The organism is Akkermansia sp. RCC_12PD (genome assembly GCF_036417355.1).
Classification (GTDB): domain Bacteria; phylum Verrucomicrobiota; class Verrucomicrobiia; order Verrucomicrobiales; family Akkermansiaceae; genus Akkermansia.
Genome location: NZ_CP143889.1, coordinates 1,458,402 through 1,484,943, shown reverse-complemented (window position 1 = coordinate 1,484,943; position 26,542 = coordinate 1,458,402). Strand labels below are relative to the sequence as shown.

The 26,542-nt window shown below is 57.2% G+C and carries 20 protein-coding genes; 11 read left to right on the top strand and 9 right to left on the bottom strand.

What is annotated here, in order from left to right; translation table 11 throughout:
* Positions 1-234: 234 nt before the first annotated feature.
* From V3C20_RS06180 to rpsB, 4 genes are all read right to left on the bottom strand, one after another.
* On the bottom strand, positions 235-1,020 hold the full coding sequence (locus tag V3C20_RS06180) for an ATP-binding cassette domain-containing protein (RefSeq protein WP_067572057.1): 786 nt from the start codon (positions 1,018-1,020) through the stop codon (positions 235-237).
* A 118-nt stretch (positions 1,021-1,138) separates the two neighbouring features.
* Positions 1,139-1,666, bottom strand: a complete 528-nt coding sequence (locus V3C20_RS06175) for a hypothetical protein (protein WP_130084291.1) — start codon at positions 1,664-1,666, stop codon at positions 1,139-1,141.
* 303 nt (positions 1,667-1,969) lie between these two features.
* Positions 1,970-2,842, bottom strand: a complete 873-nt coding sequence (tsf, locus tag V3C20_RS06170; RefSeq protein ID WP_130084290.1) for a translation elongation factor Ts — start codon at positions 2,840-2,842, stop codon at positions 1,970-1,972.
* 31 nt (positions 2,843-2,873) lie between these two features.
* Positions 2,874-3,569 (bottom strand): 30S ribosomal protein S2, encoded by a 696-nt coding sequence (gene rpsB, locus V3C20_RS06165; RefSeq protein WP_067572164.1) that lies wholly within the window; start codon positions 3,567-3,569, stop codon positions 2,874-2,876.
* Between the two features lie 318 nt (positions 3,570-3,887).
* Here rpsB and V3C20_RS06160 point away from each other — a divergent pair, with 318 nt between their 5' ends.
* A complete protein-coding gene (locus V3C20_RS06160; RefSeq protein ID WP_130084289.1) occupies positions 3,888-5,279 on the top strand; it encodes an MATE family efflux transporter in 1,392 nt (463 codons plus the stop codon).
* Between the two features lie 20 nt (positions 5,280-5,299).
* Here the strand turns inward: V3C20_RS06160 and V3C20_RS06155 are convergent, their stop codons facing one another.
* Together V3C20_RS06155 and V3C20_RS06150 are read right to left on the bottom strand one after the other, a co-directional pair.
* Positions 5,300-5,971 carry a hypothetical protein gene (locus tag V3C20_RS06155; protein WP_130084288.1) on the bottom strand — a complete coding sequence of 224 codons (672 nt, stop codon included), beginning with the start codon at positions 5,969-5,971 and terminating at the stop codon, positions 5,300-5,302.
* Positions 5,962-7,215 carry a DUF6714 family protein gene (locus V3C20_RS06150; protein WP_130084287.1) on the bottom strand — a complete coding sequence of 418 codons (1,254 nt, stop codon included), beginning with the start codon at positions 7,213-7,215 and terminating at the stop codon, positions 5,962-5,964. The genes V3C20_RS06155 and V3C20_RS06150 overlap by 10 nt, the downstream gene beginning before the upstream one ends.
* A 336-nt stretch (positions 7,216-7,551) precedes the next feature.
* On the opposite strand from V3C20_RS06150, the gene kdsA reads away from it, so the two are divergent.
* The 8 genes from kdsA to V3C20_RS06110 all read left to right on the top strand — a co-directional run bounded on the left by kdsA (position 7,552) and on the right by V3C20_RS06110 (position 16,281).
* The gene (gene kdsA / locus V3C20_RS06145; RefSeq protein WP_130084286.1) at positions 7,552-8,370 is read left to right on the top strand and encodes a 3-deoxy-8-phosphooctulonate synthase; all 819 of its coding nucleotides are present in this window, start codon (positions 7,552-7,554) and stop codon (positions 8,368-8,370) included.
* On the top strand, positions 8,364-8,843 hold the full coding sequence (locus V3C20_RS06140; protein WP_130084285.1) for a hypothetical protein: 480 nt from the start codon (positions 8,364-8,366) through the stop codon (positions 8,841-8,843). The genes kdsA and V3C20_RS06140 overlap by 7 nt, the downstream gene beginning before the upstream one ends.
* Positions 8,844-8,855: 12 nt before the next feature.
* On the top strand, positions 8,856-9,788 hold the full coding sequence (locus V3C20_RS06135; protein ID WP_130084284.1) for a hypothetical protein: 933 nt from the start codon (positions 8,856-8,858) through the stop codon (positions 9,786-9,788).
* Complete coding sequence (gene lptB, locus V3C20_RS06130) at positions 9,785-10,531, top strand: LPS export ABC transporter ATP-binding protein (protein ID WP_130084283.1); 747 nt, start codon at positions 9,785-9,787, stop codon at positions 10,529-10,531. The genes V3C20_RS06135 and lptB overlap by 4 nt, the downstream gene beginning before the upstream one ends.
* A 23-nt stretch (positions 10,532-10,554) precedes the next feature.
* Positions 10,555-11,439: a haloacid dehalogenase-like hydrolase gene (locus V3C20_RS06125; protein WP_130084282.1), complete on the top strand. Its 885-nt coding sequence runs from the start codon at positions 10,555-10,557 to the stop codon at positions 11,437-11,439.
* A 32-nt stretch (positions 11,440-11,471) separates the two neighbouring features.
* The gene (gene mpl, locus V3C20_RS06120) at positions 11,472-12,854 is read left to right on the top strand and encodes a UDP-N-acetylmuramate:L-alanyl-gamma-D-glutamyl-meso-diaminopimelate ligase (protein ID WP_130084281.1); all 1,383 of its coding nucleotides are present in this window, start codon (positions 11,472-11,474) and stop codon (positions 12,852-12,854) included.
* Between the two features lie 21 nt (positions 12,855-12,875).
* Positions 12,876-14,195, top strand: a complete 1,320-nt coding sequence (locus V3C20_RS06115; protein ID WP_202975674.1) for an OmpA family protein — start codon at positions 12,876-12,878, stop codon at positions 14,193-14,195.
* A 76-nt stretch (positions 14,196-14,271) separates the two neighbouring features.
* Positions 14,272-16,281, top strand: coding sequence for an ATP-dependent helicase (locus V3C20_RS06110; RefSeq protein WP_130084280.1), 2,010 nt, complete (start codon positions 14,272-14,274; stop codon positions 16,279-16,281).
* A gap of 12 nt (positions 16,282-16,293) precedes the next feature.
* On the opposite strand, the gene V3C20_RS06105 is transcribed toward V3C20_RS06110, so the two are convergent.
* A complete protein-coding gene (locus V3C20_RS06105; RefSeq protein ID WP_149873784.1) occupies positions 16,294-18,891 on the bottom strand; it encodes a hypothetical protein in 2,598 nt (865 codons plus the stop codon).
* Positions 18,892-19,234: 343 nt separating this feature from the next.
* Between V3C20_RS06105 and V3C20_RS06100 the strand changes: the two genes are divergently transcribed.
* A complete protein-coding gene (locus V3C20_RS06100; protein ID WP_130084278.1) occupies positions 19,235-22,396 on the top strand; it encodes an autotransporter outer membrane beta-barrel domain-containing protein in 3,162 nt (1,053 codons plus the stop codon).
* A gap of 355 nt (positions 22,397-22,751) precedes the next feature.
* Positions 22,752-23,495, top strand: a complete 744-nt coding sequence (locus tag V3C20_RS06095) for a PEP-CTERM sorting domain-containing protein (protein ID WP_130084277.1) — start codon at positions 22,752-22,754, stop codon at positions 23,493-23,495.
* A gap of 162 nt (positions 23,496-23,657) precedes the next feature.
* Here the strand turns inward: V3C20_RS06095 and asnS are convergent, their stop codons facing one another.
* Positions 23,658-25,025, bottom strand: coding sequence for an asparagine--tRNA ligase (gene asnS / locus V3C20_RS06090; RefSeq protein WP_192907208.1), 1,368 nt, complete (start codon positions 25,023-25,025; stop codon positions 23,658-23,660).
* A 104-nt stretch (positions 25,026-25,129) separates the two neighbouring features.
* A complete protein-coding gene (locus V3C20_RS06085; protein WP_130084275.1) occupies positions 25,130-26,410 on the bottom strand; it encodes a C39 family peptidase in 1,281 nt (426 codons plus the stop codon).
* Positions 26,411-26,542 lie beyond the last annotated feature (132 nt).

Sequence of the window (26,542 nt, the reverse complement as noted above, 5' to 3'; positions counted from 1 at the left end):
AGGGAAAACTGACTTCCCTGTCCGTCAACTGGTATTGCGGGAATAAACAGGCCGCTGAAGTAAAATATATAGCCGGCTGTGAGACAAGAACAGCGTGGGAAGAACACAAGCCAACCTGGGCGATCTTTCGGACAAAACGACTTACTATTTCCTTCTTGACGGGAATCTGCGCCTCCTTGGCTGGATGAAAGAAGAATCAGACGAATAGGGACATGCGTGTCAACCGCATGTTCATCACCGTGGAACGGCTGCCAGCAAGGTCTGCGTGTATTCATGGGACGGGGAGGAAAATACCTCGTCGGCATCCCCGTATTCGACGATGCGCCCCTTGCGCATAACGGCAATCCTGTCCGCGATGTAATGGACCACGGACAAATCGTGGGAAATGAAAATCATGGTCAGGTTCAAATCCCGGGCAAGCGTCATGAGAAGATTCAGAATCTGGGACTGGATGGAAACATCCAGCGCGGAAACGGGCTCGTCCGCAATCACCAGCCTGGGTTCCGGCGCCAGGGCGCGGGCAATCGCCACCCGCTGCCGCTGTCCCCCGGAAAATTCATGCGGGTATTTCCGCATCAGGGCAGGGCTCAGCCCCACCCTTTCCATCAATTCCGCCACATCATCCCGCATCTGGGAGAAAGTTCTCTTGCGGCGGCGGCATTCCAACGCCTCCTTCAGCGTCGCATAAACGGTAAAGCGGGGATTCAGGGATGCGTACGGATCCTGGAAAACCATCTGGAAATCCGGGCGGCGCTTCCTGACCTCGGACGGGGAAAGGGCCGTCAATTCCTCTCCTTCCAGGAAAATACGGCCTTCCGTGGGTTTCTGGAGCAGCATCACCGTGCGGGACAGCGTGGACTTGCCACAGCCGGACTCTCCCACCAGTCCCAGGATTTCTCCCTTTTCCACGGAAAGGGATACCCCGTCCACCGCCACGACGGACGCCGGTTTGCGGGAGGAGAGCATCCCCTGCACCGCAGGAAAGACGACACTCACATGATCCAGTTCCAGAAAAGCCATATCCTCACTTTAACAGGTGTTCCGGAACAAGACAAGATACCAACCGTGCCAGCTTCGTCAACATGGGCGCCGCCAGCCCTCCCGGCAGTAATAAGAACAGGGCGGCCTTCCTGTCTCTTTATGAGCCCGGAGAATCATCTTCCGGCTTGAAAGACCAGCGGAACAGCTGCACCAGAACATAAACCGCCGCATCGCCGAGAATAGCCGTTCCTCCGGCCCAAAAACCACCGAAAATGAAAATAAGCCCGGCCTGGGCGTCGCTCCGCAAATACCCCGGCGTGGCGACCGACCACAACCAGTAAAAATGACAAATGAGGCCGATGATTAAAAAAGTAACCGTCTCCCACCTGTACTTCCGTCCGGTCCCTGCATAAAACCACAGCAGAAGCAGGAAATACCAGCCTCCGGACACAAGCCCGAAGAAGGGCTGCAACAGGCTTGAGGCCAGCACCATGTTCCAGATGAACATGCCGATGATCACTCCCATGAGCAGGCGGAAAACCGGATCCTGCTTCACCGGTTTTTCCACAAGGCCCTTCCTGTCACCCCCAGGCTCCATGAAAGCCGTTTTATCCGCACATTCCCCCGGCAGCAAGTAAAAACGCTTCCGTCCGGGTTGCCTGTATTCCCGGTCAGCTAATTCCATAGAAACGGGAAATGGACGGACCGCCCAGATTCATCCCTGTGGCAGCAACAGGGCGGTAAAATAGCGGCAAACCATCGTCCTGACGATTATGACGAGAATCCGAACACCGATCATGGATGATAGATTTTTCCGTCAACAGGCGGGTTTCCTGTTGAAGAGCGGCATGACTGCATGCGCAAGGAATAACCCATGATTCACTCATCAGGAAAATTGCCGCCCCAGAGGGGGACCAGGGATTCGGCAACATGAAAAAGAGCCGCTCCCCTCGCAGGGAACGGCTCCTGAAATTCAGTTCATGCGGGCTTACGCGCCAAGCTGGTAGCGGACGAAGGAGACGACGGAAATTTCGTCGCCGAGTTCCTTGCCGACCTGCTTGAGCAGGGCGTCCACAGAGACGGAAGGATCCTTCACGAATCCCTGGTTCAGCAGGCAGGACTGGGCATACAGGGCCTTCAGCTTGCCGGGCAAGATCTTTTCCAGCAGGTGTTCCGGCTTTCCTTCCTGAATGAGCTGCTGGCGCGCGATTTCCTGTTCTTCAGCCACAAAGGCGGGGTCCAGGCTGTCGGAGCTGACGCTCTTGGGAGCGGCGGCGGCGATGTGCAGGGTCAGGTCCTTGACCAAGGCCTTGAACGCGTCGCTCTTGACGGTTTCTTCCTTGACGGCCTTGACGGACAGCAGAACGCCGACCTTGCCGCCCATATGGATGTAGGAGGCGATGGTGCCGTTGCCGTCCACCGTCAGGCGGGCGAATTTGCGCAGGCCCATGTTTTCGCCGATGGAGCTGCACATGGCCTTGATGTACTCTTCCGTGGTGCCTTCAGGCATGGAGACCTGCAGGGCTTCCTCCAGGGTGGAGGCCTTGGAGTCCGCGAGCGCCTTGGCAACGTCGTTCACCAGGCCCTGGAACTTGTCGCCCTTGGCGCAGAAGTCCGTTTCGCAGTTGAGTTCAAGGATGATGCCGCAGCAGCCGCAGGGAGCCACGACGGTGCGGATTACACCTTCCTTGGCGTCGCGGTCAGCCTTGGCGGCGGCCTTGGCGATGCCCTTTTCACGAAGGTACTTCACGGCGGCTTCCATGTCGCCGTTGCATTCGTTGAGGGCCTTCTTGCAATCCATCATGCCGGCGTCCGTCTTGTCACGGAGGGCTTTGACGAGAGCAGCAGTAATTTCTGCCATAGTTTTTCTGTTCTTTCTGAATGGGGGTTGATTAGGCGTTGGCGGCGGCGCCCTTGCCTTCGTTGATGGCCTTGACGATGCAGTCAAGAATCAGACGGATGGAGCGGACGGCGTCGTCGTTGCCGGGGATCGGGAAATCGATGTCCTTCGGGTCGGCGTTGGTGTCAACCAGCACGCAGACGGGGATGTTCAGACGGTGGGCTTCGCGGATGGCGATGTCTTCATGGTCGGCACCGATGGCCACCATGGCGTCCGGAGCGCCGCCCATGTTGCGGATGCCCTGGAGGTTGCGTTCCAGCTTCTGGCGTTCGCGGTCCAGAGCGGCCAGTTCCTTCTTGGACATGCTCTTGAACTCGGGGGTCTTTTCAATCCCTTCAAGATAGGAAAGGCGTTCGATGCTCTTGCGGATAGTGCTCATGTTGGTGAGCATGCCGCCCAGCCAGCGGTGGTTCACATAGTACTGACCAGTGGCTTCCGCAGCTTCGCGGACGGCTTCCTGAGCCTGGCGCTTGCAGCCGACGAAGAGAATCTTCTTGTTGCGGCGGGCCAGATCAGCGAGGAAGGAGCAGGCCTTGTCCAGGCACTTTTCAGTTTCTTCAAGGTTGACGATATGAATACCGGCCTTGTCCTTGAGGAGGTACTTCTTCATGCTGGGGTGCCATTTGCGGGTCTGGTGGCCCAAATGAACACCGGCTTCAACCATCTGGTTAATCAGATCATTAATCATATATGTATGTAGGTGGCTTTCCTTGCGGCAGGAAAAGCGGTTTTTGGGGACTTCGACGCTTTCTACCCCTCCGATCCCCATTGTTTAGGTTGCGCCGAATCGCGCGAGGGACAAATAATATACCGCGTGCAGCCCTTCTTGTCAAAGCATAAATCATTGATTTACGAAACCATTCCGTCATCCGCCGCACTTCCCGGCGCCCGTGCCGTTCCAGACCTTCCGGGAGGCATGCGGACACTTATCGTACAAAAAACATGAACATGCCGCAAAACGGACTTGGAAAAAACGCCGGGCAGGCGTTCCATGCGTCCGCTCCGGATGACCAAGACTCTGACAAGCGGCAATCCCGCCAAATTGATTTTCCTGTTTACCATTCCCCTGCTGATCGGCAATCTGTTCCAGCAATTCTACAACATGGCCGACACCCTGATCGTGGGCAGGACGCTGGGTGTGGAAGCCCTGGCTGCCGTAGGCTGCACGGGAGGGCTGATGTTTTTCATCCTCGGGTTCGTGATCGGATTCACGGCCGGCCTTTCCATTATCACGGCCCAGCGTTTCGGCGCCGGACGCAAACGGGCCGTGCGGCGCAGTTTTGCCGTGTGCATCCTCCTGAGCGCGGCAGCAACCGTCCTGCTGACAGCCGTGAGTGTCGTCTTCGCCCGCCCCGTGCTGGAACTGCTGCAAACGCCTCCGGAAATTCTGGATGCGGCCCATTCCTACATCATCATTATTTTCTGGGGAATCGGCGCGGCCATGCTGTTCAACCTCCTTTCCAATGTCATCCGCGCTCTGGGGGACAGCAGAACCCCTCTCTACTTCCTGGTGCTGGCCTGCGTGCTGAATATCGTCCTGGACCTGGCGCTGATCCTGCGTTTCGGCATGGGGCCCGCCGGTGCGGCCGTGGCCACGGTCACTTCCCAGCTGGTTTCCGGACTCCTCTGCACCATCTACGTGTTCAGGAAGTTTCCCATGCTCCGGCTCACCCGGACGGACTGGAACATGAGCCGCCGCTACCTCTGGGCGCATATCCGCCTGGCCCTCCCCATGGGCTTCCAGGCATCCATCATCGCCATAGGCGCCATTCTCGTGCAGTTCGCGCTGAACCGGCTGGGAGCCCAGGCCGTAGCCGCCTTCAGCGCCGCCCAGAAAATCGACATGGTGGCCACGCTGCCCATGATGTCCTTCGGCATCACGATGGCTACCTACGTAGCCCAGAACTACGGCGCCAGGAATCCGCTCCGCATCCGGCAGGGGGTGCTGCAGTGCAGCCTCATGTCCGTAGGATTCAGCATCGCCATAGCTGTCGTGAACATCATCTGGGGACCGGAACTCATCCGGCTGTTCGTAGGGACGGGCGAGCGGGAAGTCGTCAGGCTGGCCCAGACCTATTTGAACATCAATGCCTCCATGTACTGGGTACTGGCCCTGCTGTTCGTATTCCGCTACACGCTTCAGGGGCTGGGGCAGAGCATCGTGCCTACCTTTGCAGGCGTCATGGAGCTGGGGATGCGCGCCTTTGCCGCCATTATCCTGGCGCGGTACCTGGGTTTTGCCGGGGCCAGCATGGCGAGCCCCGCCGCATGGATCGGTTCCTGCGTGCCGCTCGCCATTGCCTACTTCTTCACGAGAAAGAGGCTCGCACAATCCATGAAACAGCCCTTTCCCCCATACTGCGGGGAAGAACGCGAATCCATACGCCAGGCGGCATAACGGCGGAAGGAAAGCCTTCTTTACTCCGCAGCATAACGGCGGACAACGCACGGCGTCCACACCACCGGTTCCCCGATGCCCTGAATGGCTGCGGTCATGGCGCACACCTCTTCCCAGTCGTTTTCCAGCAATCCGAAGGAACTGAACTTCAGTTCATAACTTTCCTCCACGTCTTTGTAAAGGGCGTTGCACAGCCAGGAATGGAAGGAGCCGCATTCATAACCCACGATGTCAAAACCCAGGAATTCCCCGCATTCCGGCTCGTCCGCCTGCGGAGCGGCGCCGCGTTCCCGTTCCACTGCCGCGCGCATGGCCCGGTCATCTTCCCCGGCAAAGGAGATACTGACCAGTTCCAATTCGCGGCCGGAGGAGGACAATAACGAAAGCACGCTGCGGGCTCCCGCCAGAGTGGGGAAATTGTCGGCTACCCAGCAGTCCATGAACTCTTCCGCCGCTTCGCGCAGCTGCTGCGCCTCCCGCGGGGAAAGTCCCATGCTCCGGGGATAATCCTCCTCCGCACGCCCGTACCGGCCCCAGTCCATCTCCGGATGAAGGCGGCACAGGCAATCGCTGACGGAAAGAATGACGGAAACCGGGAAAAATCCGGAATCCGGGGGTACGTGGAAAGGCTCAATCAGATAATAGCCAAAGGCCTTTAATTCGACGGGCAGTGTTTTTCCATTCAATTCCATTGCCAGGGCAGTTTCCTGTTTTCTCCGTCTTCCTCTCTGTGGGAATGGCAAAAATCCACGTAGGCTTCCATGGCCCGGCGCTGGTCTGCACTGAGCAGGGCCGTATCCTCCAAACCCCATTCCGCGAAATCCTCGGGACACGTCACCTCCATGCAGCTCCACATCCTGCATCGCAGATCACAGCACATGAATGCGGGGACCAGAAAACGGTAACCCTCCGGATCCGTAAAGCACAGGGCCGTATAACAATGATTCAGCATCGCGTCCGTCAGCTTTGTCCAGTCGTGCCGTTCATCACTGTCCGCCAGTCCGCGAAAAACCTCCCCGAATCCCCCCATATCCCTGTAATCCGCCTGGAGCAGTCCTATTCCGTTCCCCAGTTCCACCCCGGCAAACGCCTTGGTGATCTGCTCAATGACGGGGGCCGCTCCTTCGCGCATTGCCCCGTATCCCGGTATCCGTTCCAGTTCTTTCTGAGTCTCTTCAAATTGTTGCAAATACCATGCCCGGACATCCTCAAGATTCGTCATGTCCGGCCAGTCGGATTTTTTTCCCGCATCTCTTTCCGGCTCCGCCGACCGATACGCGTGCTCCGCCTGCAAATAAAACGTGCCGAAGGGCGGCAATATCTTCAACTCCTTGCCGAACCTGGCCGCCAGCTCCGGAGAAGGCATGTCCTCCCTCATGTGCTTGCCTTCCCCGATCAGGAATGGAAGAACAAGCACCTTCTTTCCCTTCAGAGAAGGAAGAACCTCTTCCACGGAAGGAGAGACGCCGAAGTACGCCAGCGCCATCTCCGTTCCCTTCGGCAGCCATACTTTTGAATGTTCCAGAAAATCGGACGGTTCCGGGGGCAGTTCCCTTCCCGTCACGCCGTGGGCCACCACCAGCAGGGAAGCGTCCTGCTCCAATTCATTCTGCAGGGATTTCCACACGCCAAGGTTCCATGTACGCTCCGCTCCCCATACGGGCTGGAATTCCAGAGCCGGGGACAAGCCGCGCTCCGCATACAGGGAACGCAGCAATTCCGGCAGGGTTTCCGTCACCGTCCTGCCGCTCTGCATGAAAACGGGATAAACCCAGACTGCGCCCTCACCGGGAGGAAGCTCCGCAGATTCCAGGTCGCGGAAGGATGCCTGCCAGACAAAATCGCTCGCTCCCTTCACGTTTTCCGCTACCTTCTGCCGCAGCCGGGCCCCCGCCTCATCATAGGAAACGCATAATTTGTAAATCTTTCTCGGCATGTCGTTAAGACCCCGGCGGGGCAATGGCGTTCAGTCCCGGCGTCATCAGCAGAGCGGAAAGGCGGCGAACGATTCGCCGTTTGTAGCAAAAACGCCGGATTCAGGCAATACCATACCTCTTCTTTCACCTTCTTTCTGTTTCCCGTATCCGGTCCCCGGCACACAGGCATGAAAAATTCTGTTATTGCGCACGCCGTCATGGAATTACGCACTCCTTCAAAAAATACTCCGGACGGGACGGCCCCCGGAGGCCGAATCTCCCGCCGGAGGCAGGATAGCGGCTTGACCGGAGAGGCCGGAACAGTCATGATAGAGGGACATACAGGTTTCCGTCTTATGTCGTTTTATATTCAATCCGTTGAAATCGGCGGCCCCCGGCCGTTCTACCTTCTGGGCCCCTGCTCCCTGGAATGCGAATCCTTTGTCTGGGAAATGGCCCGCTCTATCAAGTCCATCGCTGAAAAGATGGCCGTGCCGCTGATTTTCAAGGCATCCTACGACAAGGCCAACCGCACCTCCGTCACCTCCTTCCGCGGACCGGGCGTGAAGGAAGGCTGCCGCATCCTGGCGGAAATAGGAAAAGAGCTGGATCTCCCCATCGTCACGGACGTTCACACCACACAGGAAGCGGAGACAGCCGCCGAATACGTGGATTTGCTCCAGATTCCCGCCTTCCTGTGCCGCCAGACGGACCTGCTGGAGGCGTGCGCCAAAAGCGGACGCGCCGTGAACATTAAGAAAGGCCAGTTTCTGGCCCCCTGGGATACGGTAAATATCGCGGAAAAGATGAGAGCTTTCGGCTGCGACAGGTTCATGATGTGCGAACGCGGCACCACCTTCGGCTACAATAACCTGGTCGTGGACATGCGCTCCCTGTACTGGATGAAGCAGGAAGGTTTTCCCGTGGTGTTTGACGCCACGCACGCCGTCCAGCGTCCCGGCGGTCTGGGCGGGACAACGGGCGGAGACAGCGAGCTGGCTCCCGTTCTGGCTTCTGCCGCCATGGCAACAGGCAGCGTTGACGGCGTGTTCATGGAAGTGCACAAGAACCCGTCCAAGGCGCTTTCCGACGGTCCCAACCAGATTCCCCTCCACCTGCTTGAAGGCGTGCTGAAACGCCTCCAGGCCATTCATCAGGCAGTCCGTTCATGCTGAAACCATTATCCACATGTGCGCTGGCGTCCTTCATGTTCTGCATGACGGTCTCCGCAGACACGGCCCTGCCGGCAGAAACTCCACTAGCCGGGGTGGATAAGAAAATGCCCATGCTGGAACTTCTCCCCGTGGGCAGTACGCTGACCAAAATCAGCATGACCGAATACGAAGGGCCGCGTCTTTCCCTGCTGCTGACCGCCTCCAGCATGACGATGGTCGCTCCCCAGCAAGCCGCGGGAAAAACCCTGAACATCTACCTGTATGGGAAAAACAGCCAGGTTACACACCTGTTTTCCGGTGACGCCTCCTACTTCCTGGACAGGAAACTGGTTGTCTCACACGCGAAAACCACCATCCGGGATGAGAATTTCTCCGCCACGGGCGCAGGGCTTTATCTGGATACGGAAACCAGACGGGGTATCCTGCTGGGTCCCGGCAAGACCATCCTTCACGTAAAAAATCTCAATAAGTAACGTCACCTTACCATGATCCGAATTCTCACCCTGCTGGCTTTGGCCGGAGGCCTTGCCTCCGGCGCATCCGACATTCCGTCTCACATCGTTCAGCCGTTGCCCCAGGAGCTGGACCCCATGCTCGAACCCGCCTTCCAGCCCCCGGCAGACATCGTGCGTCCCCTGACTGCGGAAGAAACGGCTCAAAGGGAAAAAGACCTGGCCCCCATCCCTTCCGCCCCCCTGACGGAAGACGGAGAGAAAGCCCTTTCCGTCTCCAATGCCCAGGACGCGGAAGTGGACGAACAAATCAACGGATTCCGGCAGAAATACAATGTCTCTATTCATGCCACCCCCGCGGAAGTCACGGCCGCACCCGCCGATTCCGGGATGGAGAAAACCGACAAGGAGACCCCCACGGAAATAACGTACGATGACGGCCTGTATTTTGACATGAAAGAGGGGGTGCTGGTGTACATGAAAAACGTGCATGTTCGCAATCCGGAATTTTCCCTGGACTGCACTGGCCCTTTGAAAATCTATATGCAGTATGTAGAAAAGAAGGGCAAGAAAAAGCCTTCCGACCGCAAGAAGGAAGAAGGAAAGGAAATTGACAAATCCGGGCCCGTGCTGCCCAATGACGGCAACTTCGATTTCAATTCCATCAAAAAAGTCACGGCCTCCGGCAACGTAGTGCTGCGTTATACGGATAAAGACGGAAACCTCTGCACGGCAAAAGCGGAAAAGGCCACTTACGATGCCAATACCGGGGAAATCATTCTTGCGGGCAACTATCCCTCCCTTTCCCGCGGCGGTTCCTTCTTCAAGAGCGACGCCAGGGACGGCTTCATCCGCGTTTACGGGAATGGAAATGTTTACATTCCAAAGGGAGGCAAATCCTCCTTCCGGGATCTGGACAAGCAGCTCTCCGAACGGAAACAACAAAAAACCGCCCGCAAGCCGTGACCGACTCTTCCTCCCACTATCTGCTGAACGCCGAAGGAATCTGCAAAACCTACAAGACCCGGACCGTCGTGGACCAGGTCAGCCTGAACGTGGGCCACGGGGAAATCGTGGGGCTGCTGGGACCGAACGGAGCAGGCAAGACCACCTCCTTTTACATGGTGGCGGGGCTGGTGCGGCCGGATGCAGGCCGTGTGATATTCGCCGGAGAAGACATCACGGAATTGCCGATGAACCTGCGCGCCAGGCGCGGCATGGGCTACCTGCCGCAGGAGGAATCCATCTTCCGCCGGCTTTCCGTGGAAGACAACCTTATGGCCATCCTCCAAACGCGCAAGGACATGACCGCCAAACAGCAGAAGGACCGAGCCCAGGAACTGATGGACCGCTTCGGCATCGCCAAGCTGCGCCGTTCCATGGCCATCCAGCTTTCCGGAGGGGAAAAGCGCCGCCTGACCATAGCCCGCGCCCTGGCGACGAACCCTAAACTGCTGATGCTGGACGAACCGTTCAGCGGCGTGGACCCCATCGCCGTTTCCGACATCCAGAAAATCGTCATGGAACTGAGCGACAGGGACGGGCTTTCCATCCTGATTACAGACCATAACGTGCGGGAAACTCTGCACATCGTGGACCGCGCCTACATTCTGTTTGAAGGAAAAGTGATCAAGCATGGCTCTTCCGAGGAAATCGCCAACGACCCCATCGCCCGCAAACAGTACCTGGGCGACCAGTTCCGCATGTAACCGCACATTCCGCTTCATTTTCCATGTCCGTTCCCCAAAACACGATCGCCCTTGTTTTCGACTATGACCAGACGCTGAGTCCGTCCTACATGCAGGACCAGGCCATTTTCCCGGAATTCGGCATCTCCCCTGAGGAATTCTGGACCAGGTGCAACGCCACCGGAGAACGGGAAGGATGGGACGGAGAGCTGATCTACATGAAAAGCCTGCTGGACGCCCTTTCCCTGGACCGCGTCAGCAATGCGCGGCTGACCCAGCTCGGAGAGCGCCTTACCTTCTATCCCGGACTGCCGGATTTTTTTGAATCGTTCCCGTCCATGACCCTGTCCCCCCTCCACGCGGACCTGGGCATCAACATTGAATACTACATCATTTCTTCCGGATTGAAGGCCCTGATTGACGGGTCCGCCCTGCGCCCCTACTTCAAAGCCGTCTTCGGCTGCGAATTCAGCGAGGTCAACGGCCACATCGATTTTCCCAAGCGGGTCATCTCCCATACCACGAAGACACAGTACCTTTTCCGCATCAATAAGGGAATGCTGGACTACGACCAGGACGTCAACGACCATATGCCGGAAGACATGCGCCCGGTCCCCTTCGCCAACATGATCTACATTGGGGACGGTCCTACGGACGTTCCCTGCTTCACCGTCATGCGCAGAAACGGCGGCCACGCCGTAGCCGTCTACAACCCGGAAGACCAGACCGGCCGCAGTTTCCGCAAATGCTACAACCTGGCTTCCAATTCCGACCGCGTGAACTTCATCGCCCCGGCGGACTACAGGCCCGGCAGCCATCTGACCCGCGTGCTGGGCGGCATGGTCACGGACATCGCCAACGGCATCGTGCGCCGCCGGGACCGGGCCCTGGCGGACTCCTGCGTCTCCGCACCCTCCTTTTCCAAATAAAACGCATCCAGCGCACCCATTCCTTACCTGACATGAACAAACATTTTCATTTTCTGGGCATCTGCGGCACCGCCATGGGGGCCGTAGCCGCCGCCATGGCGCGCCGGGGCTATACCGTCACCGGATCCGATGCCAACGTGTATCCCCCCATGTCCACCTTTCTGGAACAGGAAGGCATCACGCTGTTTGAGGGCTACAGGGCCTCCAACATCCCGGCGGAAGCGGACGTCATCGTCATCGGCAACGCCATGAGCCGCGGCAACGAGGAAGTGGAAGCCGTGCTCCAGCGCCGCCTGCGCTACCTTTCCCTGCCGGAAACGATGAAGGAATACTTCCTGCGCGGCAAGCGCAACTACGTAGTGACCGGAACGCACGGCAAAACCACCACGACCTCCATGCTCGCGTGGCTGATGGAGGACTCCGGAATGAACCCCAGCTTCATGATCGGCGGCATCGCCCGCAACCTGGGCCGCGGCGGCCGCTTCACGGATTCCGACTTTTCCGTGTTGGAAGGGGACGAATACGACACGGCCTTCTTCGACAAGCGTTCCAAATTTCTGCACTACCTCCCGGAACTCGTAGTCATCAACAATATTGAGTTCGACCACGCGGACATTTACAACTCGCTGGAGGAAATCAAGCTCAGCTTCAGGCGCCTGACCCAGATCATCCCCCGCAACGGGCTGGCGCTGGTCAACGCAGACGATCCCAACTGCCTGGACGTGGCGAAGGGCGCGCCCTGCCCCGTCAAGACGCTGGGCTTTTCAGACAGTTCCAACATCCGCATCCTGGACGTGGAAACCTCCACGGACGGCAGCCTTTTCACGCTGGAAGGCACCCGCTATTACGTACCCATGATCGGGGAATTCAACATCCGCAACGCGGCCATGGCCATCGCGGCCGCCCAGTTCGCGGGGCTGAGCGTCAAGCAGCTTGCGGGTTCCCTGGCCCGGTTTGAGGGCGTCGCGCGCCGGCAGGAAGTCAAGGGAGTTGTGAACGGCATTTCCGTCGTGGACGACTTCGCGCACCACCCCACGGCCATCAAACAGGCCATCCTGGGCCTGCGCCAGCGTTATCCAGAAGCCCGCATCTGGGCCGTTTTCGAACCGCGCTCCAACACCACGCGCCGCAATATCTTCCAGAACGAACTGGCCCTGGCGCTCGCCACGGCGGACTTCCCCGTGGTCGCCGCCGTGGACCATCCGGACAAGGTGACACTGGCGGACCGCCTGGACCTGCATAAACTTTCCGGCGACCTGGCCGCGCTGGGCAAGGATGCCCTGATTGGCGGGCATGCGCAGGAAATCGTAGCCGCCGTCTGCAAGAAAGCCCAGCCGGGAGACGTTATTCTGGTTATGAGCAACGGCGGCTTTGAAGGCATCCATTCCAAACTTCTGGAGGCTTTGCAAGACTGACCCCTTCACCATTCTCCGCCAATGAAAAACGCATCCACCATCACCGCTTTCATCATCAGCTTCCTGGTCGTGGGCAGCCTGGCCCTGGTCTTCCTGTTCATGAATCGCCAGGAGGAAGAACCCGGACATACTTCCCCAGCGGCAACTACGGAAGAGCCGGCGCGCCAGACCGTGACGCCCCAGCCTACCGTGGACCCGCTCACCAGGGACGACATTGAAAAGCAGACTTCCACCCCGGCAACGCTGGTCAACCTCAGCTCCCCCCAGACGCTGGCGCAGGCCATTGCCAAAGTAATCCAGGACAGGGACCTGAACACGCTAAAGGCCCTGGAAGTGCAACAGGCCGTTACGGAGGCCCAGAGCCGGACCATCCGGGAACTCATGGAGGCGCGCCACGTGCGCCTGTCCTCCCCCGGCATCACCAGCATCGGCGCCAACAACCAGGGCACCAATCCCACCGCCAGATATACGCTCAACTTCAGCAGCGGCGCGCGCGGCTACCTGGACATGAAGCGCAACGACAAGCAGCAGTGGACGCTGGACACCCTCACCCTCCCCAGCAAGCAGGATCTGGCCAAGGACAAGGCGGCCCCCATGGTCATGAATGACCCAATGGGCATCGTTAGCTCCTTCATGGACGCCGTGGCCAAGGCGGACTTCCGCGGAGCCCGGAAATTCGTGGACGGCTCCAAAGTACAGGACGCTACCGTGGCGGGCCTGTGCATTCTGTTTGAAGAAGGCACCTTCCGCCTGCGGGACGATGCCCCCATTAAAACCGCCTATGAGGCGGACACCAATGCGGGGTTCTTCGTGCATCTGCAGGACGCCCAGGGCCGGAAAGCCGGCAATGTGGGCCTGACCGTAGCGAAAACGGACGGCCAATGGCTTATTGCGGAAGCCTCCCTGGACAGCATGCTGGAAGCCTACACCAAGCGGCAGGGCGCCGGGGACGATTTCTTCATCCCCATCGTGAAAAACCCGCAGGGCGGAGATTCTCTGGCCCTGTTCTTCGGCTTCAATGAAGACGCGCTCTCCAAACGTTCCGCACGCCAGCTCCAGATTGTGGCGGAAGCCATCAAGATGGACGGCGGTAAAAAGCTGGAAATCAGCGGCCATACGGACGACGTGGGCAGCGAACGCTACAACCTGGGACTTTCCGAACGCCGGGCCGCCGCCGTGAAGGCGCAGCTCATTGAATTCGGGGTGCCGGCGGACCGGATCGTCACCAGGGGATTTGGCAAATCCCAGCCGCGCCGTACTTATTCCACCAATGCGAACGAAGAGGAACGCGACGAGGCCCGCAAGGAAAACCGCCGCGCAGAAATGTACCTGGATTTTTAAAAACGGCTGGAGAATGGAAGATTCACCACCCAAAATTCCCAGTCGCTACCATCCGACCGCCAGCCGCTGAAACTACATGGCCCGCCGCTACGTCATCAAGCAGGATTCCGCTCCTTCCGCCCCCATTTCCGGGATCGACTACCACGCGACCCTGAATGAAGAGCAGTATGCCGCCGTTTCCTCGGCACCGGGGGCGGCGCTCGTCATTGCAGGCGCGGGTTCCGGAAAGACGCGGACGCTTACCTACCGCGTGGCATGGCTTCTGGACCACGGCACGGACCCGTGGAACATCCTGCTGCTCACCTTCACCAACAAGGCCGCCAGGGAAATGACGGAGCGCGTGCGTGCCCTGATTCCCATCGACCTCTCACGCCTGTGGAGCGGCACCTTCCATTCCATCGCAAACCGCATTCTACGCCAGCATGCGGACTACCTGGGCTATACGCCGGCCTTCACGATCATGGACTCGGACGACCGCAAATCCATGATCAAAAACATCGTGAAGACCCTTAAGCTGGACGAAAAATCCTCCCGCTTCCCGAAGCCGGAAGTGCTCTCATCCCTTTTCAGCCTGGCGGACAATGAAGGCGCCGGCATTCAGGAAACGCTGGAAAACGCCTATCCCTACCTCTCCAACCATCTGGACGCCATTCTGGACGTGCATGAACAGTACGTCCTCCGCAAGCAGGAAACCAACAGCATGGACTTTGACGACCTGCTGCTCAACGTCGTGCGCCTCTTCCAGGAACAGGAGCACCTGCGCGCCCTGTACGGCGCGCGCTTCCACCACATCCTGGTGGACGAATACCAGGATACCAACTACCTCCAGAGCCGCTTTATCGACATGCTGGCCCGGGAGCACGGCCAGCTCATGGTCGTGGGAGACGATGCCCAGAGCATCTATTCCTGGCGCGGCGCGGACATGGAGAACATCCTCAGCTTCACGACGCGCTACCCGTCGGCGAAAACCTTCAAGATAGAAACCAACTACCGCAGCGTGCCGGAAATCCTGGAACTTTCCAATGCGGCCATCGCCGCTAATGAGATCCAGATTGAAAAACGCCTGCGTTCCGTGCGCCCCACCGGGGAAATGCCGCCCGCCCTCGTGCCGCTCAACGACGACCGGATGCAGGCCAAATTTATCTCCCAGCGCATCCGGGACCTTGTTGAAGAAGGAACGGACCCCAATGAAATAGCCGTGCTCTACCGGGCGCACTTCCACAGCATGGAATTGCAGATGGAACTGACGCGCAGTGAAATACCCTTCCGCATCACCAGCGGCATCAGGTTCTTCGAGCAGGCGCACATCAAGGACGTGGTGGCCTTTATGCGCTTCGTCGTCAATCCGCGGGACGAGCTGTCCTTCCGCCGCATGGTCATGCTCCTGCCCGGCATCGGCCCCGGTATGGCGCAAAAACTCTGGGCGCGCTGGGCCGCATGCCCGGAAAGCAGGGCGGAAACGCCTCCGGAATCCTTCTCCGCCCTGATGATGGAATTCCCGGTTCCTGCCAAATCCAAGCCGGGATGGATGCAGCTCTGCTATACGCTGGACGAGCTGGCTCCCGGCGGGAAAACAGCCAATCCGGCCTCCATGCTCGTCTCCATCAATGAAGCGGTTTACGACGAGTACATGCAGTCCGCCTTTGAAAACTACGACCAGCGCAGGCAGGACCTTCTGCACCTGGCCGGGTTTTCCGAAAGGTTCGACTCCGCGGAAGATTTCCTGTCCCAGCTTTCCCTGCTGGGCAATACGGATGATGAAAGCGCGGCGGCCGACCTTTCCGGCGGGGCGGTCACCCTATCCACCATTCACCAGGCCAAGGGGCTGGAATGGTCCGTCGTCTTCCTGATCGGCCTGTGTGACGGCATGTTCCCGCACCAGCGCGTCATTGATGACGGCGACCTGGCCGGGCTGGAGGAAGAACGCCGCCTGTTCTACGTGGGCATCACCCGCGCCAAGGACCAGCTTTACCTGACCTATCCGCGCTGGAACTGCCGCGCCCAGGGAGGCACTTTCATGCAGATGCCTTCCCGCTTTCTGGACGAAGTCCCCGCCGCGCTGGTGGAGGAATGGGAGGTGGAATAATCCGGAAGGTCCTCATTCCTTCTCTGCCAAACGTTCTTCCACCTCTTGCATGAATTGGCCGCTCATCCCGGAATTGCGGAGCAGCTGGCGGATTTCCTCCGCATCCTCCGGCCCTTTGCCATATCCGTAACGGATATGTGAAAAAAAGTCTGTACGCACTTTGTCCCGGATCAGATCCAGCTCCAGTTCCATGCGCCGCAAGGGAGGCAGCTCATTATTCCATCGCCCCCCCCATTGGGAAACGGGCTTTCTCTGCATATCTACCAGTTCCTGCGGACGAAAGCGGGAGGCCACCCTGAGCAGGTTCAAATAAGTTTCCGTCTTTCTCCGCCGGTCAACAGGAAGTTCCTTCCCGAGTTCCCAATCACGCGTGATATCATCCAGGCTGACACAGGCGGTGTGTAAATCGTCCATCTGCCCCTCTTTTTCAAATGTTACAAGTTTTTCATGAAAAAGCTCTTCCTTCTTATCCAGCCTTTGTTGAAACAGAGCGGCTATGGCTGTTTCCAAAGGGCTCCCTTCAGAACGTTCCAAGATATATCTCCACGCTAAAAATCCTTCCTGATTATCCGCGATGGAGGTGCTTACAGCTTCCATCACAGCCGCCTGGAAAGACGAGCCAAAACCCTCTTTCCCGGAATTCCCGCTCTTGTGCATGGCTTTCAACAAAGAAAATTGGAGACCCAGCTTTTCTACAAGACACCCATAAGGAGAGTTGCAGTATATTTTCTCATGTTCCACCCATTCGTCAATGGCGGCTGCTATCCGTTCCGGACTGCCCTTTCCCTTTTCTCTTAATTGATCAAGATCTTCACGCAAATTGCGGCCGTCAAACCGATGTTTGAAATACATCAGGAATTCGGGTTCCGCGCCCATTCCTTCCGCAAGCTTCAAAAATTTCTGCTGTGTTTCCCTGGATTTTTCGTACTCCGATTCCACCTTGTAGCTCAGATCTGAAAATATTTCCGCGTGCAGACCGTACAGCAATTCCTGGGCGCCTTCGTCATACTCTTCTTTCAGACCCTCCCCCGGTATTTTAAATACCAAATTCACCTCCTCCCGCCTCTCATGGGAAGGATCCAGGCGTTTTTCCAAAATGAAAAGCAGGCGCAGCCAAGAGGCTGTTTTGAAATTCAGTATTTCCAGGATATTCTTATGCCGCTGATAATCATGATGCAGTAAAGACTCAATCAACCGGTCTGCCTTTTCCAAACCTCCTCTGGAAAAATTCTCGTCCAGAAGTAGAAGGCTGTCTTCAATCCTTTTCTTTTCCATCTCCAGAATACGCTGGCATTCGTCATGAATGTACGAGGCGCGGGCCTTCAATCCATAGGCCGCCAGCCACCATCTGGCCTCCTGCAAATAGAAACGGGAATCGCCGCACGTGCACCTGATGTTCTCCATCATTTTTTCTTCCAGATCCTGTGTTACCAAGGAGCCGTCCGGCCACGACGTTTCCGTGGCGACGATGTGGTTAAGCCGCAGCCAGCGTTCCAACTGGAAAAAGGTGGATGACTCCTTTCCCCACAATACTTTCCGGCATTGTTGAAATGCTCCGATCAAAGCATCCGCGTCCTGCATGTCCTTCCTGTCTTTCGTTTGTGAAAAACGGTCAATCGCTTCATCAATATCCTTGCGCGCGCAGGCATCCCGCAGATTGTCCCTGAAATCGTCATTCATCCCCAACATTTCCGCCGTGTGCAACAAAGCCTGCCTGGATGCCTGGTCCATGAACTCGACAGATTCAATCCGCGTAAAAACGTTCCAATAGGCATCCGTCAGCTTATCCTGCACCTTTTTCTTCAGGTCAGCTCCACGGCTTTTCCTGATATTTTCCCGGCGGGCAATCAGATACTGCCTGCGGGATTCCGGCTCATGGAGACTGTCCGGAGCCTGACCGGAAAAGGCCATGCCGTCCTTCCCCACAGGAGGTGGCGGATCAATGTTGCTGAATGCGACATCCTCCTCCAGAAAAAGGGGATCCCGGGCATATTCCAGAAAATGCATGTATTGCAGGCAGCTTATCATTTCCCGCAGCTTTTCTTCCGGCGCAGGCTTGTCCAGGCAATTGAAGTCTTTGTCCGGCATCCAGCTCACATCCGTCTGCGTCCAATTCTGGAGAAAGGTGAAAAATTCCTTCTCCACTCCTTCCGCAAGGGCCAAAAGCTCCTTTCGTTCTTCCGGGGATGGCTTGCCGGAATACGCGGAGCGGATATAGTCCATGACGGCCACCCTGGTCTGAAAACGAAGCACCCGGAGTCCGGACTGGATATAGTCGTAAAGATAGGCGCTTCCCACCTTGGCGGGAACAGGGCGCGGGACTTTTTCCGGCAGGTTTTTTTCCCCTTTTCCCGTCAGAATACGGTACATTCTCGGAAGATAGCTGGCATCCACGGACTCTGTGATCATCCGGAAAAGGCGGAAGTAGTTCTGAAGCTTGTACCTCCGGATTTCCGGCGCCGCATTCCCCTGCCCGTCACGGTCGTCCAGACCTTCCAGCTCCTCCAGCACCTTGTCCAGATGACCGGGCACCATCGACTGGTCAAACAGGCTCATATTTTCCTCGATGGCCTGTGTGGCCCGTACATGCGCCGCACATTCCCTCCCCATGCAGACATTTTTAATTGAACACACCAAAAGAGAGCCCGTAAAAAATGCCACCAATACACATATAATTTTCATAATCAATAGTATAGTTGTTTTGTAAAGAAATCTTCATCTGTTCCGGGTTAAAATGACTTTCTTTTCGGGGCTATCATGAAAACATCGTCATGAATGACACATGATAAATATAAATGCAATCATTTCATTGTTAAATATTTTAAACACCCGTTCCAACAAAACCCTCCTTGTCATCCTCCTGAACATGCGCTCGCAGGGATCATCTAAAATGCTGGACGCCGTGATTGTCACGAATGCGTAACCACCTAATCATTAAACAAATAAAAAAAGCATGAAATTAAGACTCCCACAGATGTTGCTGGCAGCCGTCATCGCCTGCCTCGGCAGCTTCTCAGTTGCCACAGCGGCTGACTACACTGCAAACAGCGCCGATTCGCTGGTGACAGCCTGGAACCAGGCTGCCGCTTCCAATGAAGCGTCAACCATCACCATCACCGTTCCTGCCGATTCAGACAACATTACGCTGACCCAGGAACAGAAGGCCCAGCTGGCGGCCATCTCCGGTACGGGAAGCATCACCGTCCAGATGACTGATGCAAGCAGCAAACTGGTCAATTTCAATTACGACCTGGTCAACGAACAGGTCAAATTCAACGACATTACGCTGAGCGAACCTGCGGACAGCGCCAATGAAATCGTTGTCACCAACGCCTCGAACACCACCATTGACGGCCGGAACATTTCCATCGTGGGATCTGAAGACCCCAGGGCTCCCAAGGTTTTCGGCACGGCCATCAAATCCACGAACGGCCAGGTGAACGTCGGCGACAACGTTGCCATTGATCAGACCATCACGGTAGAAGGCGTAGCCACCACTACGCAGGATCCGGCGACTCCTCCCACAGGCCAGGCCTATACGAAAACGACTTCTTCCTCTTATCAGGACTCCAATGAAGTAGCCGTACAACTGGGTGACAATGTGTCCCTGCAGGGTGCCGTCACGGCAACCGGACAAATCACCAGCGACCCTGATTCCAAGATTACGCTGAACGGAGACGTGACCTCCAACGCGGGAATCGGTTCCGTAACGACGGAAGGATTTGACGCTTCCAATACCCAGACGAGCAAAACCGTCACGCAATCCATGGACAACAGCGTTTCCGGAGGCATCGTGCTTGGTGAAACGGCTGCGGGAGCCATCACGATCAAAGCCAACGGCGGACAAATCTCCCTGGGAGATAACACCATTCTGAACGGAACCACCGTTCAGGCAGATTCTGCTGACCTGACCAAAACCGTTTACAACAATACGGACAACTCCTGGGGTACCGTAGAAGGTACTCCCGAAGTGCTGGATACCATCGAAGGCAGCATTGCCCTCGGCCAGAATACTACGGTTAAGGAAAATGCCACGCTGACGGCTGACGACGACATCGTCATCGGGGAAAATAGCCTGATCTCCGGCAATTCCGCCGCTGACGGCATCGTAACGGCAGGTGGAGAAATCACTCTCGGCAACGGTACGCAAGTACTGAACAACACCGCCACCAACGCCGACAAGTCCGCTATCAACCTGGCGGACGGCCAAACGCTGAACATCGGTTCCAACACCGTTCTTTCCGGCAATACGGCCAACGGCGTAAGCGGTTCCGTTCATGCGGGCGTAAACACCCAGATCAACGTATTCACGGACGCCGGCGCCTACACCTACATCAGTGACGGCATCGCTACCGCGGCTCCCACCGCATCCGCTGCGGACGCAGTTTCACGGGCCGCCGACCAGGCCGCCGTGATGACCAAGACCGGAGCCGGCACCCTTGTGTACGGCGGCACGGGCGCCACGGATACCTTCGGAGGCACCTACCAGCAGCTTGAAGGCAACCTGATTATCGGGAACGCCACCTTCGGCACGCCGGACGCCACCACCGGAAGAGTTGCAGGTCCTGAATCCATCAACTCCGCCGTCATGGGCACGGACACCACCGTATATGACATCCGGACCGGCAGCGTGACTCTGGCCCAGGATTCCACGATGAAGGGGGCTTCCGCCACTTTCAGCGGTGATTCCACCCTGCTTCTGAGCGACGGATCCGTTCTCGACTTCGGCACCCCGGCCACCTTCACGGACGATTCCCGCGTGGGCATCCAGGTTTCCGACTCCGAAGGCAATTCAGTTCCGATCTCCCAACTCAAAAAGGGTACGGAAAGCGTAACAGTGACGCTGAACGGCACGGATATTTCCGGCCGTCTGCAGAATGGCCTGTTCCTGACCACCACCATGGCTCCCGGAACGGTTGACGGCACCACTACCATCACCCAGAACATGAGGGGCATTGACGGTGTCATGTCCGGTTACAACGGCAACGTTTACACCACGGCCGTCGGTCTGGAAAACAACCGTCTGAACGCGGTCGCCGGTTCTCCCGCCGCCGAGTTCTACGAAGAACTGTTCCGGGCGACAAATGCCGACCAGGCTGCCCACATGATTCAGTCCGTGAGCGGTGAAAACATCGTGAACTTCACCTGGGCTGCAAGCCGCACCCTGAGAAGCTTCGCCGACCTGGGCCGCATCCAATCCGCCGCCTCCATGGCACGCCAGACGGAAGACACCATTGAAGTGGTGGACGCCAAGGGCTCTCCCATCGCCCGCAAGACGATTGCCAGGGGCAACGGCAATATCTGGGTAGGCGGCATGGGTATCTGGGACGACCAGGACGCCCGCGGAGGAGTTTCCGGCTACAAGTACAATGCCGGCGGCTATGCCGTGGGTATCGACTACAAGGCCGCACAGGGTTCCCTGATCGGTATCGCAGCCGGCCAGAGCTTCGGCGACATCAAGGACAAGTCGAACTTCGGTTCCGACTATGACGTCGACTCCTTCCTGGCCATGATCTACGGACGCATGCATCCCTTCAGGGAAAGCAAGTTCACCCTGGACGGCTACGGCGCCTACGGACGCTCCAAGTTCAAGGGCAATTCCTACATCATGGGTTCCGATCTCAACGGCAACGTCAATTCCGACACCTTCAGCGGCGGCCTGTACGCCACGTGGACGGAACGCTTCGCCCTCGGCAAGGCCTACGTGACACCCTACACCGGGATTGAATTCATGACTTCCGAGCTCAAGGGATTCTCCGAAAGCGGTCCCTACGGACGCACCTTCGACCACGCCCGGGCCCAGAACTGGACCATTCCGGCCGGCATCACCATCGCCCGCGCCTATCAGACGGACGGCGGCACCACCATTACCCCGGCCCTGACGGTAGCCGTGGCCCAGGATGTAAGCCGCATGAATCCCAAATCCAATGTCACCGGGCCTCTGGGCGCATGGAACGTACGCGGCGTCAACATGGGCCGCACCGCATTCCGCCTGAACGCCGGCATTGACGTGCTCTTCTCCAGCAACTGGGGAGCCCGCGTCTGCTATCAGTTCGAGACCCGCAACAAGCTGACCGCCCACGGCATCAACGGCGCCATCAGCTACACTTTCTAAGTACGACGGCGTTTCAACGCATGCTTTTACTTGGTTATGGTAGGCCCTTTCCCGCCTTGTGCGGGAAAGGGTTTTTCCATGCCCGCGCATCCACTTTTTCATGTTCCTGCTCTTTGTATGTTGCAAAGAAGATAAAATATTGTTTCCTGCGGATTCTCAATCCGGCGTCAATTCAAATATTTTTTAAAGAACCCTTTAAAAGAAAACATTCCTGCTTTTAAAAACAAATGAAGGAAGTTTTCAATAAGCTTTTTTTAATTTATAATATGCTCCAAATAAATGTTTAACAATTAACTTAACTATAAAGCCGGATTGAGAATCCGTTACATCCGCCCCGTTGAACTATTTATTGGAAATGAAATTATCTGCATTTTGTGTTTTCTGCTGCATGCTGGGCGGTATCTCCCAGGCAGCCACCTATATCTGGAGCGGAGCGGCCAACAACGGGATTTACGGAGATTCCGGCAACTGGACGGTAAACGGTTCCCCGAACGGCTATTATCCCCAGCACAGCGCCAATGACGATGCCGTCATCGGGCAGAATGCGGGCACCATTACCTGGTCAGACAGCGAGGCTTTTTTCGGAGCCACCAACACCATCCAGATCGGTTCCGGAAGTACATTGGTCTGCAGTCCGGCCAAGGGGGATCTCAATGTCAATTCCATCACCCTGGAAGGCAATGCCCACCTGGTTTTTGAATCAACGAACGCTTTTGGGTTGGGCCGCGACTTTACTCTCAACTTCGGAACGTTTACCGCCTCGGAACACGGTTCCTGGACCGCTACTGACATCACCAATTTCTGGGTCAATCACCACTCCGTCCATTTCACCGGAACGCTGGACATGAACAGCCTGACCGGAAGCGGTACCATTGAGCTGGCCAGCATTAAATCTGACCAGTGGGACGGTCCCCTGACACTGGATCTGAGCGGCCTGAACATTGCCAGCACCTCTCAGGTACAGGCAAACGTCACCCAGATCACTGAAAACGGCGTTACCAAGGTAATTATCAATTATGAAACCGTCCCTGAACCCGCCACTTTTTCCCTGGGCATTCTGGGGTTGGGAGGCTTGCTCTTGAGACGCAGAAGAAAATAACCACCGTTTCCCGGCAATCCATTTTGCCCGGCTTTTCCCCAGGGAAAGCCGGGCTTTTGATTTTCTCCGCTCCGCGGAAAGACCGTTTACCCTATAAAAAAGGGGACTGCAGGTCCATATGCTTCACGGCCGGAAACGGCGGCACGGCCTGCCGCCTGAACGTTAAAACTCGCAATTCCGCGGCGTGCGGGCAAACGGCAGCACGTCCCGGATGTTCGTTACGCCCGTGATGAACATCAGCAGGCGTTCAAACCCGGCTCCGAATCCGGCGTGGGGAACGGAACCGTAACGGCGCAAGTCGGCATACCAGCGGTAGGCTTCCTCGTTCATGCCCTGCCGCTTCATGTTTTCCAGCAGAATGTCCAGCCGTTCCTCGCGCTGGCTTCCCCCCACGATTTCGCCGATTCCGGGAACCAGCACATCCATGGCGGTGACGGTCCTGCCGTCGTCATTGAGACGCATGTAGAAAGGTTTGATCTCCTTGGGATAATCGTACACGATGACCGGGCTCTTGAAATGTTCCTCCGTCAGGAAGCGTTCATGCTCGCTCTGCAGGTTGATTCCCCAGGAGACCGGAAAATCAAATGTTCTCCCGCTCTTGAGAAGAATGTCCACGGCTTCCGTATAGGAACAACGCACGAACGGCGTATCCTTCACGTGCTCCAGGCGCTCCCGCAGACCCTTGTCCACAAACCGGTTCAGGAATTCGATCTCTTCCGCGCTGTTCTCCAAGGCGTCACGGACCAGTTCCCGGACAAATGCCTCCGCCATGTCCATGTCCCCGCGCAGGTCGCAAAAAGCCATTTCCGGCTCCACCATCCAGAACTCCGCCGCATGGCGCGTAGTGTTGGAATTTTCCGCCCGGAACGTGGGGCCGAACGTATAAATATTGCTCAGGGCACAGGCAAAAGCCTCCCCTTCCAACTGTCCGCTCACGGTCAGATAAGCCGCTTTCCCGAAGAAATCCCGGGCGGCGTCGCGGGAGGCGGCATCACCCACGTCCAGCGTTGTTACGCGGAACATTTCTCCCGCCCCTTCACAATCGCTGGCGGTAATGATGGGCGTACTGACCCAGACAAAGTCCCTGGACTGAAAAAACCGGTGGATGGATGCAGCCAGACGGCTGCGCATGCGGAACACCGCGCCGAACAGGTTGGTGCGAGGGCGCAAATGGGCGATGGAACGCAGAAACTCCGGCGTGTGCCCTTTCTTCTGCAGAGGGTAGGATTCCGGAGCGGCGCCGACCAGCTCCAGGGAAGAAGCGCGCAATTCCCAGCGCTGCTTTCCCTGCCCGGCTACCAGGGCGCCGCGGATGCTCACCGCGGCCCCGGTCGTCATCTCTGCAATCCGTTCATAGCCGCGGATGCCCGCATCCGCCACCACCTGGAGGGAGGCCACGCTGGAGCCGTCATTGATCTCCAGAAAGGAAAACGCCTTGGAATCCCGGCGCGTACGCACCCAGCCCTGCACCAGCATGTCCGGAATCTCCGCTTCACTGGACAGGGCGTGTTTTACCAATGTTCTGCTGATCATGGCGCAAGTATAATACGCTCCTGCCCGCAAGCCAGCCAGAAGTGCCCCGGAAAGGGAAATATTCTGCGATTCTTTCGTCGGGCTGTAAAAGCCTTCCGTACTTATTTGGACGGCTGCAGGACCTGGCGTCCCGTCGTGATAGCGATGGCGTCAGCCACGGGCATTTCTTTCTCTGTATGCTCCGCGCCCCATGAATCGGAAAAAATGACCGTTTTCTTTTCCTCATCAAAGCCAATGATCAGGCGCAGGTGGCCGCCGCGGGTCTGGGACAGCCTCTTGGGCTCCGGCACGATGCCCAGCTGCACGGACCAGAGAACGGGAATACCCGCAGTAATATAGGGGCGGATGGAATTGATCCATTTGTCCACCTGGCTCTGGGAACCCGCCCGCGCCAGTTTAAGCACTTCACCGTCCGCATTGTCCCAGAAGGCCGGCCAGCTCGTCTGGCTGTCCACTTTCTCCTTCTTCAGCTTGGAAGCCGCCCGGTTGTAGGATTTCAATATATTATTGAAATCACGGTAATCCGTCAGGGAATCCAGAACACGGATCCTGATTTGGAACCGCGCTCCTATTTTCTTCAGGTTTTCCGCCATTTCAGCAGTGCTTGTTCCTCCGGAAGCGGACGTATTGCCCAAGGAGGCCAGTTCGTGCTGATCCACATAATCCATTCCATAATAAGCGAACACACGGGCGGCAGTAGCCACCACGCAGTAGCCTTTCTGTCCCTGGTCCACCATGGGGATGTCCTGAATCACGATGCGCTTCCCTTCCTTCTTCACATGCTGCTTGATGTCCGCCTTTTTCGCGCGGGAGGACGTGTCCGCCCGGGCGATGGAAGCTTCCGTAGGCCCTACTTTCAGACGGATGAATTCCGCCTCGAACTCCCGGCCCTCACGCGACGAGTTGGCCTCCACCACGGCGGCTCCCTTGTCCCATACCCAGGACCAGCCGTTCACCTTCACCACGGCTTCACGGCGGGAGGCGCGGTATTCCTTGGACTTCACGCCGGTGAGGGTGTCCAGGGCCGCCTTGACACGCTCCAGGCGCGCTTCAAACTCATCCCGGTCAATCGCCCCGTTGTCCCCCTTGTTGTAAATCATGACGGTCATGGATTGGGGTGTATTATCCTTCCAGTTCACCAAAGTCTCTCCCAGGGAAATTTCCCCTATCTTGATCCGGGGCCTGGCCATGCGGAGCTGGGTTTTCTCCTTGTCCACCCAACCGCCCGCTTCTCCATTAAAATACTTGCCGAACAAGTCCTCCCTAGACGAACTCCAGAAGGAACCGGACTTCAAATCCGGAGCCATGTCACCGCCTGCCAAAGCAGCGGACAGCAGGCAGCAACTCGTGAATACGGACAAAAAGAAAGAAATGAATTTCATGGCGTCAGGGATGTTGAAAGGCAACTCCACCCAGTGGAATTTATTCTTCAATGTATGTCGCAATGCTCCTCATGCCAAGCAAAAAGGAATGAAGCAAGCGGGTGCGTCACCGCCGGACAGGAACAAGTTTCG